This is a genomic window from Altericroceibacterium xinjiangense (assembly GCF_003958635.1).
Taxonomy (GTDB): domain Bacteria; phylum Pseudomonadota; class Alphaproteobacteria; order Sphingomonadales; family Sphingomonadaceae; genus Altericroceibacterium_A; species Altericroceibacterium_A xinjiangense.
Genome location: NZ_RSEK01000017.1, coordinates 17,079 through 32,072 on the forward strand (window position 1 = coordinate 17,079; position 14,994 = coordinate 32,072).

At 62.8% G+C, this 14,994-nt stretch carries 7 protein-coding genes and 2 pseudogenes; 4 read left to right on the plus strand and 5 right to left on the minus strand.

Annotated features, from left to right (window positions below):
- Nucleotides 1-172: 172 nt before the first annotated feature.
- Nucleotides 173-1,039, minus strand: a complete 867-nt coding sequence (locus ELY13_RS13270; RefSeq protein ID WP_126174403.1) for a hypothetical protein — start codon at nt 1,037-1,039, stop codon at nt 173-175.
- A 132-nt stretch (nt 1,040-1,171) separates the two neighbouring features.
- On the minus strand, nt 1,172-2,611 hold the full coding sequence (locus ELY13_RS13275) for an exopolysaccharide biosynthesis polyprenyl glycosylphosphotransferase (RefSeq protein ID WP_126174404.1): 1,440 nt from the start codon (nt 2,609-2,611) through the stop codon (nt 1,172-1,174).
- 410 nt (nt 2,612-3,021) lie between these two features.
- On the opposite strand from ELY13_RS13275, the gene ELY13_RS13280 reads away from it, so the two are divergent.
- From ELY13_RS13280 to ELY13_RS13290, 3 genes and pseudogenes are all read left to right on the plus strand, one after another.
- A complete protein-coding gene (locus ELY13_RS13280) occupies nt 3,022-3,474 on the plus strand; it encodes a tRNA (cytidine(34)-2'-O)-methyltransferase (RefSeq protein ID WP_126174405.1) in 453 nt (150 codons plus the stop codon).
- A 440-nt stretch (nt 3,475-3,914) separates the two neighbouring features.
- Nucleotides 3,915-7,655, plus strand: coding sequence for a PAS domain-containing protein (locus tag ELY13_RS13285; RefSeq protein ID WP_164549811.1), 3,741 nt, complete (start codon nt 3,915-3,917; stop codon nt 7,653-7,655).
- 186 nt (nt 7,656-7,841) lie between these two features.
- Nucleotides 7,842-9,682, plus strand: a pseudogene (locus tag ELY13_RS13290) (DUF885 domain-containing protein).
- A gap of 160 nt (nt 9,683-9,842) precedes the next feature.
- Here the strand turns inward: ELY13_RS13290 and ELY13_RS13295 are convergent.
- From ELY13_RS13295 to ELY13_RS13305, 3 genes are all read right to left on the minus strand, one after another.
- Nucleotides 9,843-10,454, minus strand: a complete 612-nt coding sequence (locus ELY13_RS13295) for a TetR/AcrR family transcriptional regulator (RefSeq protein WP_126174407.1) — start codon at nt 10,452-10,454, stop codon at nt 9,843-9,845.
- 402 nt (nt 10,455-10,856) lie between these two features.
- Nucleotides 10,857-13,217 carry a TonB-dependent receptor gene (locus ELY13_RS13300; RefSeq protein ID WP_164549812.1) on the minus strand — a complete coding sequence of 787 codons (2,361 nt, stop codon included), beginning with the start codon at nt 13,215-13,217 and terminating at the stop codon, nt 10,857-10,859.
- Between the two features lie 901 nt (nt 13,218-14,118).
- Nucleotides 14,119-14,748 carry a TetR/AcrR family transcriptional regulator gene (locus tag ELY13_RS13305; RefSeq protein ID WP_126174409.1) on the minus strand — a complete coding sequence of 210 codons (630 nt, stop codon included), beginning with the start codon at nt 14,746-14,748 and terminating at the stop codon, nt 14,119-14,121.
- 49 nt (nt 14,749-14,797) lie between these two features.
- Between ELY13_RS13305 and ELY13_RS13310 the strand changes: the two are divergent.
- A pseudogene (locus tag ELY13_RS13310) lies at nt 14,798-14,994 on the plus strand (sulfatase family protein); the annotation flags it as partial.

Genomic DNA, 14,994 nt, shown 5'->3' on the forward strand with positions numbered 1-14,994 from the left:
GGTAGCGCTGCAGAAAGCTGTCTAGGCCGCAATCTCATGCGGGCAAGAGCTCGGCAAAGGCAGGGTCAGGAGTGCCCCGGGCTCAGCCACACCGCCTGCGGGATCGGAGCCGGTTACGCGGGGCCGCTTTCCCTGCGTGAATTGCCGCGGCGACTTTGCTGCTTCGGCGCCCTCAGGGACGCGAGAACTTCGCCAGCGTCTCCGCCGTGCTCGCTGCAAAGCGCGCGCTGACAATGGCTGCAAGATCCGGGACGATCGCCACATCCTTCTTGATGCGATCGCGCAGCATGGCCGATGTCTTCGACTTGAGAAGCTCCTGCGGGATGACATCTTCCAGCCGCTCCCGGTGGCCCTGAACCACTGCGCCAGCGTCCAGGCGCGCGTTTCGCGCCGACGCGGGCGGGAGATCGCGGATGGCTCCGAGCGCATCCAGCCGGTCCAGCATGCGCCATGCCGGAAACGGATCGCCATCCGTGTAGTCGTGCACGATCAGCGGATGGGTCGTCCTTTCGGCAAATTCCGATATGTAGCGCGCGTGATCGAAGCAGAAGCCCCAGTACGGGGTGCCGGGCCCTCCCCTCAAAGGGTCCGGGATCAGAACCATTCCGTCGCGCATCACTGCGTAGAACAGCTCCAATGCTCCGGAAAACACATGATACTGAAGCTGCGCATGCAGACTGCTGTAGTATTCCCCGGCGTCGCGCAGGCACATGTGCCACTCGATCTGCTCAACGCCGGCCGCTCTCGCCGCATCCTCGATAGCCGTTACTGTGCCCGGATCGAAGATGATCCCCTCGAGGTCCTCGGATGACAGGATCGTGGTATGGCAGCCAAGCTGGCGAGCCGTTTCTAGCATGGAGGTCAACGGGGCCATGTCCCCGCGCAGCATCGTCCAGGCGGCTTCGTGATGGGCGGGATACCCCGCCTGCTTCTGGTAGTAGACGCCCCTCTCGAGAAGCGCTTCATGATTGTCGTTCATCAGGTGCTGAAGGTAGGTAGAAGCTGTCTTGTGCAGGCCCATGTGTACGTAAAGTCGCATTGTGAGAGAGTGTCTCCTGCCGAACCGGGGTACTCCCCCTTATAGGCGATTGTCCGGGCCGGGGACTGAACGCGCACCGGGATTGTCAACGCGCCCGCTGACCTGCGGGCGCCGGGACGTTGCTCCCGTGCCTCAGTAGGCCGTCCGATTTTGCAGCAGGCTCAGCGGCGTGCGCAGCAGGATCATCAGATCAAGCCAGATCGACCAGTTCTCGATGTAGTAGAGGTCGTGCTCGAAGCGGGCGTGAAGCTTGTCGGCCACGTCAATTTCGCCCCGGAGACCGTGAATCTGCGCCCACCCGGTGATGCCCGGCGGCAACCGGTGCCGAGCCGAGTAGCCGTCGACAATGGTGGAGAAACGCTCTTGCCGGCTCGACAGGGCATCGACAGCATGCGGCCGCGGCCCGACGAGGGACAATTGCCCGGAAAGGACATTGAACAGCTGCGGCAGTTCATCGATCGAACTGCGCCGCAGAAACCGCCCGACGCGAGTAACCCGCGGATCGTTGCGGGTCACGACGCGGCGCGCGGTGGGGTCCATCGCCTCGACGTACATCGATCGAAACTTCAGCACGTTGATGATCCGGTCGTTATACCCGTGCCGCTTCTGCCGGAAAAATACGGGCCCCCTGGTTTCAAGCCGGATCGCAATAGCGGCGACGACCATCACCGGCCACAGGACGCAGAGCGCCATTGCCGCACCGATGACGTCGAAGGCTCTCTTCACCAGGCGCCGCTCTGCCGCAAAGGTGCCGCGGATCGCCGGGATAAGCGGATCACGCGACCGGGGCGCGAATGCGTAGTTCTGGCTGAAGGCCGACAGACGAACCTCGACAGGCAGAACCTTGAAGGAGTTCAACAGCCAATTGATCCGCTCTTCAGCCTCCAGCGGCAGGGAGATGATCACCATGTCGATCTCCGACTGCCGGACGAATTCGATCAGCTCGTCATAGCCGCCGATCTTCGGAACCCCGAGGACCTGAAGCGGCGAGCGAACATCGTCCCGATCGTCGAAAATCCCGCAGATGTGCACATCGGAGTTCGCTCGAGCGGCCAACCCCCGGATGAGTCTCACGGCATGTTCACCGCCGCCGGCAACGACCGCCCGGCGCTGGGCAAGCCCGGCGTCGATGATCCAGGCGACGACTTGGGCCTCCACCAGGCGAATGGGGATCACGACGGCAGCAACGGAGACGGCAGCGGCGAGAAGGAAATCAAAGGCCTCGGTATGGGGCAACGACACTCCGGCAAGCGCTACCGGCCCGGCCAGAGCGAAAAAGGCCCAAAACGCCGCCTGCCAGGGCTTGCGCAGGGACCTCAGACTGTAACCATCGCCGAACGCCAGAAGCGCTATCGAAGCAGCGGCAGTCATGAACCCTCTGATCGCCGCGTCCAACGGCTCGAAGTCAGGGGGCGCGAGGGAGCCATACTGCGCAAACCACAAGGCTGTGGCGAACGTTGGCAAGTCCAGAGCAATCGCGAGAAATGCGAGCCAGACGGGTGCCAGCGTAGGACGCTGCAACCCGCCCGCGACATTGGCGGCGGCTTCGTTCAACCCGAACACGTGGCGCATTGTTCTAGCTTCCCGTCAAAAAAGGCCGCCTTGACTGCGTAAAGAGGTGCGCCTCGCGAGGTGTTCGCAAGCCGATCCAGCACGAAGCTGACCCCGCGCCTTCCTCCTATTTCTAGGAAAGTCTCTCGGGCCGGGCCAAACGGCTGCGCAAGTTTCCTTCGCTCGCAACCCCAGCGGTGAGGCGGATACTGGAATGGACTGGCTCGTATCCCGTGGCGGGACGTGGCCCTGCCCTGCCCGCAATGGAACCGCCACGGCGCCTTCGCCCCGGCGGGGCCGAAACAGCACCCCTTGCCCACGACTTCGGAGACCGCGAAGAACGAAGCTATCGCGTGACCTTGCGCGACACCTTCCGCCCGGCCGGCACTGCAAGGCTTGCAAGGTTCGTGCGCGGGCGCCAATCAGCCGCGATGCGCATTGCCCTTTTCGAGCCGGAAATTGCCGGAAACGTCGGCGCCATTCTGCGCCTTGGCGCCTGCCTCGGGGCGGCTGTGGACCTGATCGAGCCCATGGGGTTCGAGTGGGACGATCGACGAGTCAGGCGGACTGCCATGGACTATATAGATCATGTCACCATCGCACGTCATGCCGGCTTCGACGCGTTCAAGGCGGCTCTCGGTTCACGAAGGCTGGTGCTGTTCACCACCAAGACCCGTCAATCGGCCTTCGATTTCAGCTTCATGGCCGATGACGTCCTGCTCTTTGGGAAGGAGAGCGCGGGCGTGCCTGCTGCTGTAGCCGACGCGTGCGATGCGCGGGTGCGCATTCCGATCCGGCCGCAGGTACGCTCGATGAATGTCGCCACATCAGCGGCGCTTGCGCTGGGCGAAGCCTTGCGCCAGACCGCGACTTTACCGAGCTGACTGCCGGACCTCCTTGTAGTCGCCGTCCGGCCAGTTTTCCCCGACACCGCGGCGATGGTGCTTGCCAGTCGCCACCATGCGGTTACGGCTTGGCTTCATCCCGCTGATCTTCGCGAGCCGGATTCACACAGGACATCCGACGAGAGCGGTCCCTCCGGGCCGCAACTGTTCGATCTCGAACCGCGCCGCCGGGTTGGCGAAGCCTGGCGCAGCTAAACCTTGGCGACTACCCACCGCTACGGCTAAGAGGCTCCGGCCCGGGGGGGTCATCAGTCAGGATCAGTGTCCTTTCGATGAGCGATCGCGAACAGATTTCAAGCTCACTGCCTCGTGGCGGAAATTCGCTGCCCCTTTGCCTGGAGGGCGGAGGCGCAGCCGGCGCGCTCCTCCGCGCGCATGACTGGTCTTCCACCCCGCTCGGGCCGCCACAGACATGGCCATTGGCACTCAAGACGCTTGTAAGCGTGATGCTCGGCTCGAGCCAGCCCATGTTCGTGGCCTGGGGCCAAGAGCGAACCCTCCTTTACAACGATTCCTACAGCGAAATCCTCGCGTCCAAGCACCCGGCAGCCATGGCGCGGGACTTTCTCGACGTCTGGCAGGAGATCAGGGGCGATCTTCTTCCGATCGTGGAGAAAGCCTACCGCGGTGAGCCTGTGCAGATGGATCACATCGAGCTCTGGATGGAACGCAAGGGCTTCCGTGAGGAGACTCACTTCGCCTTCTCCTACACTCCGGTGCGCGGTGAGAGTGGCGAGATCGATGGGATCTTCAGCGTTTGCCAGGAGACAACCGCGCAAGTGCTTGTAGACCGCAGGCTGCGGGAAAGCGAAGCCCGGGCTCAGGCCTATGCAAGCCGGGTGAGGCTGGCCCTCGACGCGGGAGCGATCATCGGCACCTGGTTCTGGGATCTCCCGACCGACCGGTTCACCGTTGACGAGCAATTTGCAGGAGCCTTCGGGATAGACCCCGAGCTCGGCCGCAGCGGGCTGAGCCTGGAGCAAGTGATTGCAACCGTTCACCCGGACGACAAGCCCGGGCTGATCGCCGCAATCGATGAGGCGATTGGCCGCGGCGGGCCGTATGCTCACCAATACCGCGTGCGGCGCAGCGACGGGAACTACTACTGGATCGAGGCGAATGGGCGCGTCGAGATGGCGGAAGACGGGACGGCCCTGAGCTTCCCCGGCGTCCTTCTCGATGTTGAAGAACAGCGCCGGATCGAAAGCGCCCTTCGCGCCAGCGAGGAGTTCAACCGCCGGGTGCTGGCGAGTTCTTCCGACTGCATCAAGGTGCTCGATCTGCAAGGGCGGCTCGAGTTCATGTCGGAAGGCGGCAAAGGCGTCATGGAAGTCGATGACTTCGACGCGATCAGCGGCGCCGTGTGGCCGGATTTCTGGCACGGTGAAGAAAAAGCCAAAGCGCTGGGAGCTATCGACCAGGCCAAGACTGGCGGCACAGGAAGATTTCAAGGCTTCGCCGCCACGGTGAAGGGAAGCCCCCGCTGGTGGGACGTTGCGGTCACGCCGATCAACGATGCCGAAGGAAGGGCTGAAAAGCTCCTCGCCGTTTCCCGCGACATCACCGCCGCCATGGAGGCCGAAACAGCGTTGCGCGAGACGTCAAGAAGGCTCGACGCGATACTGAACAACACCCGCGAGGCCGTGTTCCTGATGGATCATGAGCAGCACTGCGTCTACGCCAACGCCGCAGCCGAGAGACTGACCGGCTACCGCTTCGAGGACATGGAAGGGCGGCCGCTGCACGACGTGGTCCACCACAAGAAGCCGGACGGCTCGCCTTATCCGATCGAGGAATGCCCGATCGATCGCGCTTTTCCCGAACGCGCGCAGATGAGCGGAGAGGAACTGTTCGTCGCGCCTGACGGATCGCTCTACCCCGTTGCCTTCACAGCGAGCCCTCTGCTCGACGAGGAGGGAAATGCCGTCGGGACCGTCATCGAAGCGCGCAACATCGTCGAGGAGAAAGCACGCGACGAAGCGCTGAAGGAGCAAACCCGCGTATTGCAGACCCTGAACCGCACGGGAGCAGCCGTTGCGGCCGACCTCGATCTGCAACGTGTGGTGCAAACCGTCACCGACGCAGGGGTCGAGCTGACGGGCGCAAGGTTCGGGGCCTTCTTCTACAACGTCCTGAACGAGGCTGGAGAAGCCTTCATGCTCTACACCCTGTCGGGCGCCGACCGCTCCCAGTTCGAGAGCTTCGGGATGCCGCGGCCCACCGCCGTGTTCAAGCCTACGTTCGATGGGACGGGCGTCGTGAGGTCGGACGACATCCTTGCCGATCCACGCTACGGGAAGAACGCGCCGCACCGCGGTATGCCCCAGGGACACCTGCCCGTCCGCAGCTATCTTGCCGTTTCCGTAACCTCTCGTTCGGGCGAGGTCGTCGGCGGCCTGCTCTTCGGCCATCCCGAACCCGGCCGGTTCAGCGAAGGCCATGAAACGTTGATGGTCGGGATCGCGGCGCAGGCTTCCATCGCGATCGACAATGCCCGCCTCTATCAGTCAGCGCAGCGTGAGATCGGGGAACGCCGCCGCGCCGAGGAGAGGCTGCGCGAGTTCAACGACACTCTCGCACAACGCGTAGCCGAGGAAGTCGCTGAGCGAGCCAAAGCGGAGGAGGCGTTGCGGCAGGCACAGAAAATGGAGGCGGTTGGCCAACTCACAGGCGGGATCGCTCACGATTTCAACAACCTGCTGACGGTCGTCACCGGCAACATCGACATGGCGGCGCGCGCGATCGAGGCAACCGGTCAACCGGACGCACGCGCCAGCCGCGCGCTGGGGAATGCCCTCAAGGGAGCGGAGCGCGCCGCTGCGCTGACGCAGCGCCTGCTTGCCTTCTCACGCCGCCAGCCGCTCTCGCCCAAGGCGCTCGATGCCGATCGCCTGGTCGCGGACATGTCGGATCTGTTGAACCGGGCACTGGGGGAGACCGTGAGGCTTGAGATCGTATCGAGCCCCAGCTTGTGGCGCATAGAGGCCGATCCGAACCAGCTTGAAGCCGCCATCCTGAACCTGGCGGTAAACGCCAGGGACGCCATGCCCCGAGGCGGAACGCTTACGGTCGAGACGGCCAACGCCCGGCTGGACGAAGCCTATGCCGCAGAACATGCCGAGGTGGCACCCGGGCAGTACGTGGTCATTGCCGTTACCGACACGGGAGTGGGCATGTCCCGGGAAACGGCTGCCCGGGTGTTTGAACCCTTCTTCACGACGAAAGAGGTGGGACGCGGGACCGGACTCGGGTTATCGCAGGTCTACGGCTTCACCAAGCAGTCCGGCGGGCATGTGAAGATCTATTCCGAGGAGGGACGCGGGACCAGCGTGAAGCTCTACCTGCCGCGCCTTCTCAGCGAAGTGCAGGCGGAGGACGAAGCTGCCGACGGGGGCGTCGAGAGGAGTCATAACCAGGAGACTATTCTGGTTGTGGAGGACGATGACGATGTCCGCGCCTATACCGCCGAATGTCTGCGGGAGCTGGGGTACGAAGTGATTGAAGCGCACGATGGCCCCAGCGCGCTCCGCCTGCTGGATCGGGGGGAGCAGGAGGTCGACCTCCTGTTCACCGATGTCGTGATGCCGGGAATGACGGGCCGGGAACTCGCGGACCAGGCGCGAGAGAAGCGGCCCGATCTCAAAGTCCTCTACACCAGCGGCTATACGCGCAACGCGATTGTCCACGGCGGCCGGCTGGATGAAGGGGTCGAGATGATCAGCAAGCCCTTCACGTACGCCACTCTATCGGAGAAGGTTGCCGACATTCTTGAAAAAGGGCGCACGGGGCGGGTCCTTCTGGTGGAGGGCGAACCGACCGTGCGGATGTTCGCGGCCGAAGGCTTGACCAGCGCAGGCTATGCGGTCGACGAAGCCGCGAACGGTGCCGAAGCCCTGGCGCGGGTGCGCGCGTCGCGGGGGCGCTACGACGCCGTGGTTCTTGACATGCGGATGTCGGGCCGGGCCGGCGAGGCCATCGCTGCGGAACTGCGCGCGCTCCACGCCGATCTGCCGATATTGCTGGCAACCGACGGGAATGTCGAAGAGCTTCGTGCGCAGGTTGCCGACGATCGATGCATCGGCGTGATCGCCAAGCCCTACAACCTGTCGAAGCTGAAGCACTCCCTGGAGGCGCTGGGTGTCCGATGCCAGGGGGGTTGAAGTCGTTCAGTGCACCCGGACCTGCGGACCCAGGCGTCTTCGACGCTCGTTCCGGGACGAATGTGTCCGATCGACTTGCAACCCGAACACCGACACGTAAGCTGCGCGCATCCTGATAGCCCAGCGGATGCTGCAGATGCCGGTGGTTGAATCGGCCTTCCTGCAGACCGGTTTCGGAAGAGATGAATGAAACACCTTCTCCTGCTTGCCACCACGGCCGCGCTTGCCGGCTGCGCCACGTCTCCTGCCATCGAACCACGATCGGCCACATCGGTGCCGCCGCCGGTGTCCTCCCTTCCCGACGCCCCCGACATTCGCCTTGCTGCGCTGTTCGAGCGGTATGACGAGGCGCAACTCGCGCTGTCGCCCATCGGAAAAGCCTATCGCGGAATTGTCGATCAGGACTACGGCCGCTGGGACGATCTGACCGATGCCGCCGCCGAGCGGGAACAGGCTCTGGATCGCGCCACCCTGGCGAAGATGCAGGCTGAGATCGCCCGCAGCGCCCTTTCTCCCGAACACCAGCTTTCCTACGACCTGTTTGAAAGCGTGGCGCAGCGAAGCAGGGCTGCTTACGCGTTCCGCGAGAACGAATACCTGTTCGACCAGATGAACGGGTTGCAGAGCTTCGTTCCCGCGTTCCTGATCAACATCCACCGGGTGACTGACCTTCCAACCGCCGAGGCTTACGTGAGTCGTCTGCAGACGGCGGATGTCCTGATCGATCAGGCACTGGCCGAGGCGAGCGAGCGGCAGCGGCCGGCGTGATGCCGCCGAAGTGGGTCTACCCATACGTGATCAGCGATGCCCGGAACGTGATTACTGGCGCACCGTTCGGGCCGGGAGAGGATTCCCCCATCTGGGCGGACTTGAAGGAAAAGGTCGGCGCGCTCGACCTTCCGGCCGAGGAGAAGGCTCGCTTGCTCGCCAGCGGCCGCGAGGCGCTGCTGGAAAATCTCGCCCCGGCTTACCGCCGCCTGATCGGCGCGATGGAGGCGCAGCATGCGGTCGCGCCTACTGACGACGGGATCTGGCGCCTGCCGCGGGGCGCGGAATACTATTCCGAACGGCTCGGAAACTATACCACCACCGATCTTTCCGCCGAGGAAATCCATCAGATCGGCCTTCGCGAAGTTGCCCGCATCCACGGCGAAATGGGCGCGATCATGAAGCAGGTCGGGTTCGACGGAACGCTGCAGGAATTCTTCGCGCATCTGCGAACCGAGGATCGTTTCTTCCACGACAGCCGGGAAGCCTATCTCGCCGATGTCGCACAAGCGCTGGACCGCATGGAGACGGCCCTGCCGCGTTACTTCCACACTCTTCCGCAGGCCGATCTGGTCGTGAAGCCGGTGGAGGAATTCCGCGAGCAGTCCGCCGGGAAAGCCTTCTACCAGCGCCCTGCCCCGGACGGATCACGGCCCGGAACCTACTATGTAAACCTCTACAATCTGCAGGATATGTCGAAGACTGAGCTGGAGGCCCTCGCCTACCACGAAGGGATTCCCGGTCACCATCTCCAGCTTGCGATCCAGACCAGCCTCGGGGACTTGCCGGCATTCCGCCGGTTCGGCGGCGTAACGGCCTACACCGAAGGGTGGGGTCTCTATTCGGAAGAACTGGGCAAGGAGATGGGGTTTTATCAGGATCCCTATTCCGATTTCGGCAGGCTCGGCATGGAGCTTTGGCGGGCCGCCCGTCTGGTTGTGGATACCGGCATCCACCACAAGCGCTGGACCCGCGAACAAGCAATCGACTGGCTCCAGACGAATACCCCCAACCCGCAAGGCGACGTGCGCAAGGCGATCGAGCGCTATATCGTCTATCCCGGTCAGGCGACGGCCTACATGATCGGCAAGCTGCGGATCATGGACTTGCGGGAACGGGCGCGTCAGGCGCTCGGCGAACGGTTCGACATTCGCGACTTCCACGATGTCGTCCTACTTTCGGGTCCAGTGCCGCTCGACATCCTTGAGGCCCGCGTAGATCAGTGGATTGCCAGGGGCGGAGGCAGGCCCTCGGCATGACGACGGCGCCAGGCACGCACAGCAGTTCTTGTCGATACTGACGCTTCGCGCGATGTGGAGGGGCCGGATTGCCAATGCCGCTTCCGCGCTTCTGGCCCCGCGAATTGCTCGCTCTTGCTTCTCGTGTTGAGGCAGCCGTAACTCGCGCCTGATCAACAACTCAGTCCAGGGCAGCGATCCGGAGCGCGAGCGCGCGCAGTTCGGGTAGGAACTTCGGGTCGTCCAGCTGGAGCGGCCCCGGTGCGTTGATGATCTGGTTATTGATCACGCTATTGAAGACCTGTCTCGCGAGCGCGAGGCGCTGTCGCTCGTTTACGTCCAGGGAGCGCCCGGCCGATCGCTCAATCGCGGCGAGATTCAGTTCCGCGATCCGCTGACCAACGTCACCGAACCGCGCCCAGAAGCCGGGTTCGGCGGCCGATCGCTGAAGCCCGGCATGCCAGAGGTTCTTGTTCGCAAGCAATTCCCCGAAGCTATGATCGAGGTGCACTGCCAAAACTTCACTCGCAGAAGTTTTCTGCCTCGGTTCGGCTGCCCAGGCGCAGGCTCGTTCGAGATATGCAGTCAGCAGCACCTCGAGGAAATCGTCCTTGCTCCCGAAGCGTTGGTAGAATGCCCCGATCGAACGGTCGGCTTCCGCCGCGATGTCGGCGACCGACAGCTCGGCGAAGGTTCGGTTCCTTAACAGATCCAGCGCTGCGGTGATGAACCGTTCTGCAGTAACACGGCTCCGTTCCTGTTGCGGGACCGGGACGGACAGGGGGCCAGCCATGAACACGTTCCTTGACAGCGGTCGATGCGAAGTCCGTGTTCACACTCTGTGTGAACGGAAGGGCAAGCCATCGCAGGTTCTGGAATATCAAAGCATCATCCGCCGCACTACGCCAGTGCGCAGATCGGGACAACGGCACCTGCACCCCTGCCCGCTCGCGGACACAGCGACCGCAGATGTGATCAGGAGCCCAATGGGGTCGATGCGATAACGCGCAACTGCGGCAAGCAGCACCTGAACGGCCGCGTTTCGATGCTGCGCGAGCGAGAAGCTGCAATTCGGCCGAACGCGGCGATGGCCTGGGAGAACGGCGGATTATCCAGCGCCTCGGCAACATCATACCGGCCAGTCATTCTCGGCCTGTGGATGTCTCCGGATCCGATCCGGAGACATCCAGGAAGGTCAGTAGTCGTAGGAGACCTGCACCGCGAAGGAACGCGGACGGTCGACAAGATAGCGGATGCTTCCAGTCGCACCCGTAACCGCGCCGGCGAAACTGCCTGTGACTTCATCGGTAAGATTACGCGCGATCAAGGCCAGTTCCCAACCGCTTTCCGCCCGAGCTGCGATCCGCAAGTCGAACTTTGCAAAACCGCTCTGGAAGACCAGCGGGTCGGCCTCGGGCGAAAGGAAATGGTCGCTCTTGAAGTACATGACCGGCGTGACGGAGAGGCCGATCGTGTCGTTTACAGGATACCTGAAGGTAGCGGAGACATTGCCCGACCAGTCGGGAGCGAAAGCCCGGGGAGCTCCCGACAGATCCTGGAAGCCGCCCAACTGATCACAAACAGTTATCGGCGTACCGTTCGGCCGGAACAGCGGGGTCCCGCCTCCTCCCCGAGCCTGCGTGGCAAGCTGGAGCTGGCTGCAGGGCGCGTTCGGATAGGACTGGTAGTTCGCATCGAGATAGGCGATCGCGGCATTCAACGTCAGCCAGTCACTTGCCCGCCAGACAACGTCCAGTTCAGCGCCTTGCGAGCGTGATGCCGCAACGTTCTGAACGATCGTGTTGATCGTGTTGACGACATTCCCCCCGCCAATGTCGACGTTCAGGTTCTGGATCACGTTTTCCTGCAGATTGCTGAAATCGTTCCGGAAGACCGCAAGGTTGACGTCGAGGTTGTAGAGGGGCGACGCCTTGATACCGGCCTCATAGGCCTTCACGAACTCAGGCTCGAACGAAATGGGGAAGTTGCCGGTGCTGAAGCCGCCTGCCTTGAACCCTTCGGCGTAGCTGACATAGGCCATCAGATTGTCCGTCACGTCGTACTGAACGCTCGCCGAAGGCATGAAGTCCTTGTCGACCCGCCGGCCCGGATTGTTGCCCCCGCCGAAATTCTCCGTCGAACCGCGCAAGAGGGAATTGAGCAGCAACTGCGTGTCGTCGTTGTAAGGGACGAAGGTCCCCTCCGCGAGGTCATCGGTGACCCCTCGCGCATTCGATCGAGTGGCGAACTTGCTGATCCGGCTCCACCGGGCTCCCAGATTGATCCTGAGCGCATCCGTAGGGCGAATCGTGAGCGCACCGAACAGCGAAAGATCCTCATCTTCCGTGTTGTAGGTTGCAAGAGCGGAAACATGATCACCGGGCCGGGCTTCATTCGTCAGCACAGGCGTGGGCAAAGGCGACGTCGGGATTATCCCCCGCGCAACGAGTTGCGTCAGTCGGCCGAAGTCATTGAAGAAGAAGCCGACGGTGTTTTCAAAGTCCACCGACGACTCGGCGTAATACGCGCCGACCATGTAGTCGAAAACGCCGCCTTCGTTGGACTGGAACCGGATCTCCTGGCTGAACTGGTCGAAGCCCTCGTCGACTCGCACGGGAAAACCGTCCGTAGTACCGGCAGGGCCGGTGGTGATCGGGAACGGGATGCCGGTAAACTGCTGGTTCGAAGAATGGTCGTAATAACCGGTCTTCAGGATCAGCTCGTGATCGGCTCCGACGTCGAAGGCGTTGGTCCAGGCGGCTTCCACAAAGTCGAAGTTGACGTAATCGAGCGGTGTATCGGACCTGTAGTCCAGTTCATCGTCGATGACTCCATCGCGCTGTGCCAGAAAGTCACGGCATCCGGCGCCCACGATGTCAGCCGGAGCCGGAGGCGGGCAGCCGACCAACTGGAAGGGCTGGGCACCGATCGTCTCGGACTCGCCATAATCCACGCGGAGATCCGAACGGATCCAGGGAGCCGGTTCAAACCGCAGTGCCCCGCGCAGCTGCATACCATCCCGGTTCGGCGCATCGCCGAAAGGCGTCTCCACAAACCCGTTCATTCCCTCCAGCCGGCCAGCGAGCCGGACCGCGAGGGTGTCGTGCAAGGGTACGTCGACGCCTGCTTCCAGGTTGTACTCGCCGAACGATCCGTACAGGGCGCTTGCGTTGACATCGAAATCCCAGCCCGGTTTGCGGGTCGTGATGTTGAGTGCGCCGGCAATGGTGTTGGCACCGAAGAAGGTGGTCTGCGGACCCTTCAGAACCTCCAGCCGCTCTACATCGAAAAAGGCGGAACGGACCGCGACCGCACGGCCGCGATAGATCCCGTCCACGAAGGTTCCGACCGCCTGCTGAAATCCCCAGTTGTTGCCCGAGCCGACGCCGCGAATGTTGATTACCGGGGACGGCGCCTCGGCAATGTTCACGTTCGGCAGGCGCGCCTGGGCTTCCGTCAGCGAGTTGATGTTGAAGTCGTTCAGCTGCTCACCGGACATGACCGATACCGCAACCGGCACGTCCTGAAGGCTCTGCTCGCGACCCTGAGCGGTCACGATAATAACGTTGCCCTCTTGGGGCTCTTCACTGGCGGCCGCAACTTGGGCGAATGCTGGAGATGCACTGAAAGCAGTGACGCTCAGCATCGAAACGGTTGAGAACACCGCCGTGCGAACAGAGCCACGGATGGCGGACTTACCCCTGGAAACACGCGCTTTCATTTCAATCTCCCTGAGGGAATATATTCCCTTCGATGATGCTTTTTGCTTAATCGAGCACAACATTGCGGTGGGCTTCACTGCCCTTAAGTCTCAATTTACTTTCATCAGATTCGAGAACCGCGTCGCTGCAAGGTCGGGCATTTGCCACTGATCTTGCCTTCGCGAACGGTCGGCGCGCGGACTGCGGGTCGTGCAGTTTCACCCGCCAGAGATGACAAGCACCCGGCGATGGCGCCCGAGTCCGAGCGAACCCTGGACGCGTCAGCACTTGCGTGCGGGGTCCTGACGCGCTTCGAAGGGCAGCGGCCGCGAGGGGCGGATTGCTCATTTCATCTCCCCGATCGGACGGCATTCCCACACCCGGCTCCGCGACCGGCAAAGCCTCTCCACATACGAACATGAATACCTGTTCTTTTTTTCGCGTCAAGCAGCGCTGGTCTGGCGAATAAGAGATGAGGAAGGTCGAGCGCGGATCGCTCCGCCAACAGCGCCTGGTGAATCGTCATCTTAAGGACCGTTAAGTTTGCCAGCGCATCTTTGTCTTCAAGAGCAACATGCAATCGCTGGATGGTTGGCCGGCCCATCGGCGCGGCCGACTGCCTCCAGGTCTAATCCGCCGGCCGGCATGCGCGCGGTCAGATCCTAAGGGCCTCTACCCGCAGCGGCGGACCTGCCTACCCGAAGAACCGCTGATGGGGCGAATGCCAGATCCAACAGCCGGCGCCGCTTCGCTGGTTCAATCCAGCGCGGCGATCTGAAGCGCGATCGCGCGCAGTTCAGTTAAAAACGCCGGATCGTCCAGCCGGAGCGGACCCGGACCGTTGATGATCTGGTTGTTGATCATGCTGTTGAACACCTGCCTCGCAAGGGTGACGCGCCGCCGTTCGCTTTCACTCAGAAGCCGCCCGGCAGATCGCTCGAGCGCCGCCAGCCCTAGCGCACCGGCCTGCTGCGCCACGCCGCTGAAACGCGCCCAGAAACCCGGTTCAGCGGCAGACCGCTGGAGCGCCGCATGCCAGAGGTTTCGGTTTGCGAGCAACAGCTCGAAACTGCCGTCGAGGTTCACTGCAAGCATCTCGCTTGCGGAAGCTTCCTTGCCAAGTTCCGCCGCCCACGCCTGGGCCCGCTCGAAGAACGCCCTGAGCAACACCTCGAGGAATTCGTCCTTGCTGCCGAAGCGCTGGTAGAAAGCGCCGACCGACCGGCCGGCTTCAGCCGCGATCTCTGCCACCGAAAGCTCAGCGAAGGTATGGCTTTTCAGCAGGTTCAGCGCTGCCGTGACAAAACGCTCTGCAGTGAGGCGGCTGCGTTCCTGTTGCGGCGCGGGGATGGCTGGATGGCTCGTGATGGCATCTTCCTTGACCAAGTAAAGGCGAACCTATATTCACGTTTTGGGATCGAGAAAAGAGGAAGCCATGGCAGGTTTTGAAAATCCAGGCGTCAGCCGTCGCGCGGCGATCGCTGGAGGGCTCGGCACTGCAGCGCTGGTCGCGGCAGGCCCCAGCTTCGCTCACACTCCGGGGAGAAAGCCGAATTTCCTGTTCATCATGGCGGACGACCTCGGCTACGCCGACCTGTCGGTGTACGGCCGCCGCGACTACGAAACGCCGGT

Bases quoted from the DNA above. Each gene is read 5' to 3' on its own strand.
- ELY13_RS13270 (WP_126174403.1), bottom strand. From the start codon at position 1,039: ATGCGACTTTACGTACACATGGGCCTGCACAAGACAGCTTCTACCTAC.
- ELY13_RS13275 (WP_126174404.1), bottom strand. From the start codon at position 2,611: ATGCGCCACGTGTTCGGGTTGAACGAAGCCGCCGCCAATGTCGCGGGC.
- ELY13_RS13280 (WP_126174405.1), top strand. From the start codon at position 3,022: ATGCGCATTGCCCTTTTCGAGCCGGAAATTGCCGGAAACGTCGGCGCC.
- ELY13_RS13295 (WP_126174407.1), bottom strand. From the start codon at position 10,454: ATGGCTGGCCCCCTGTCCGTCCCGGTCCCGCAACAGGAACGGAGCCGT.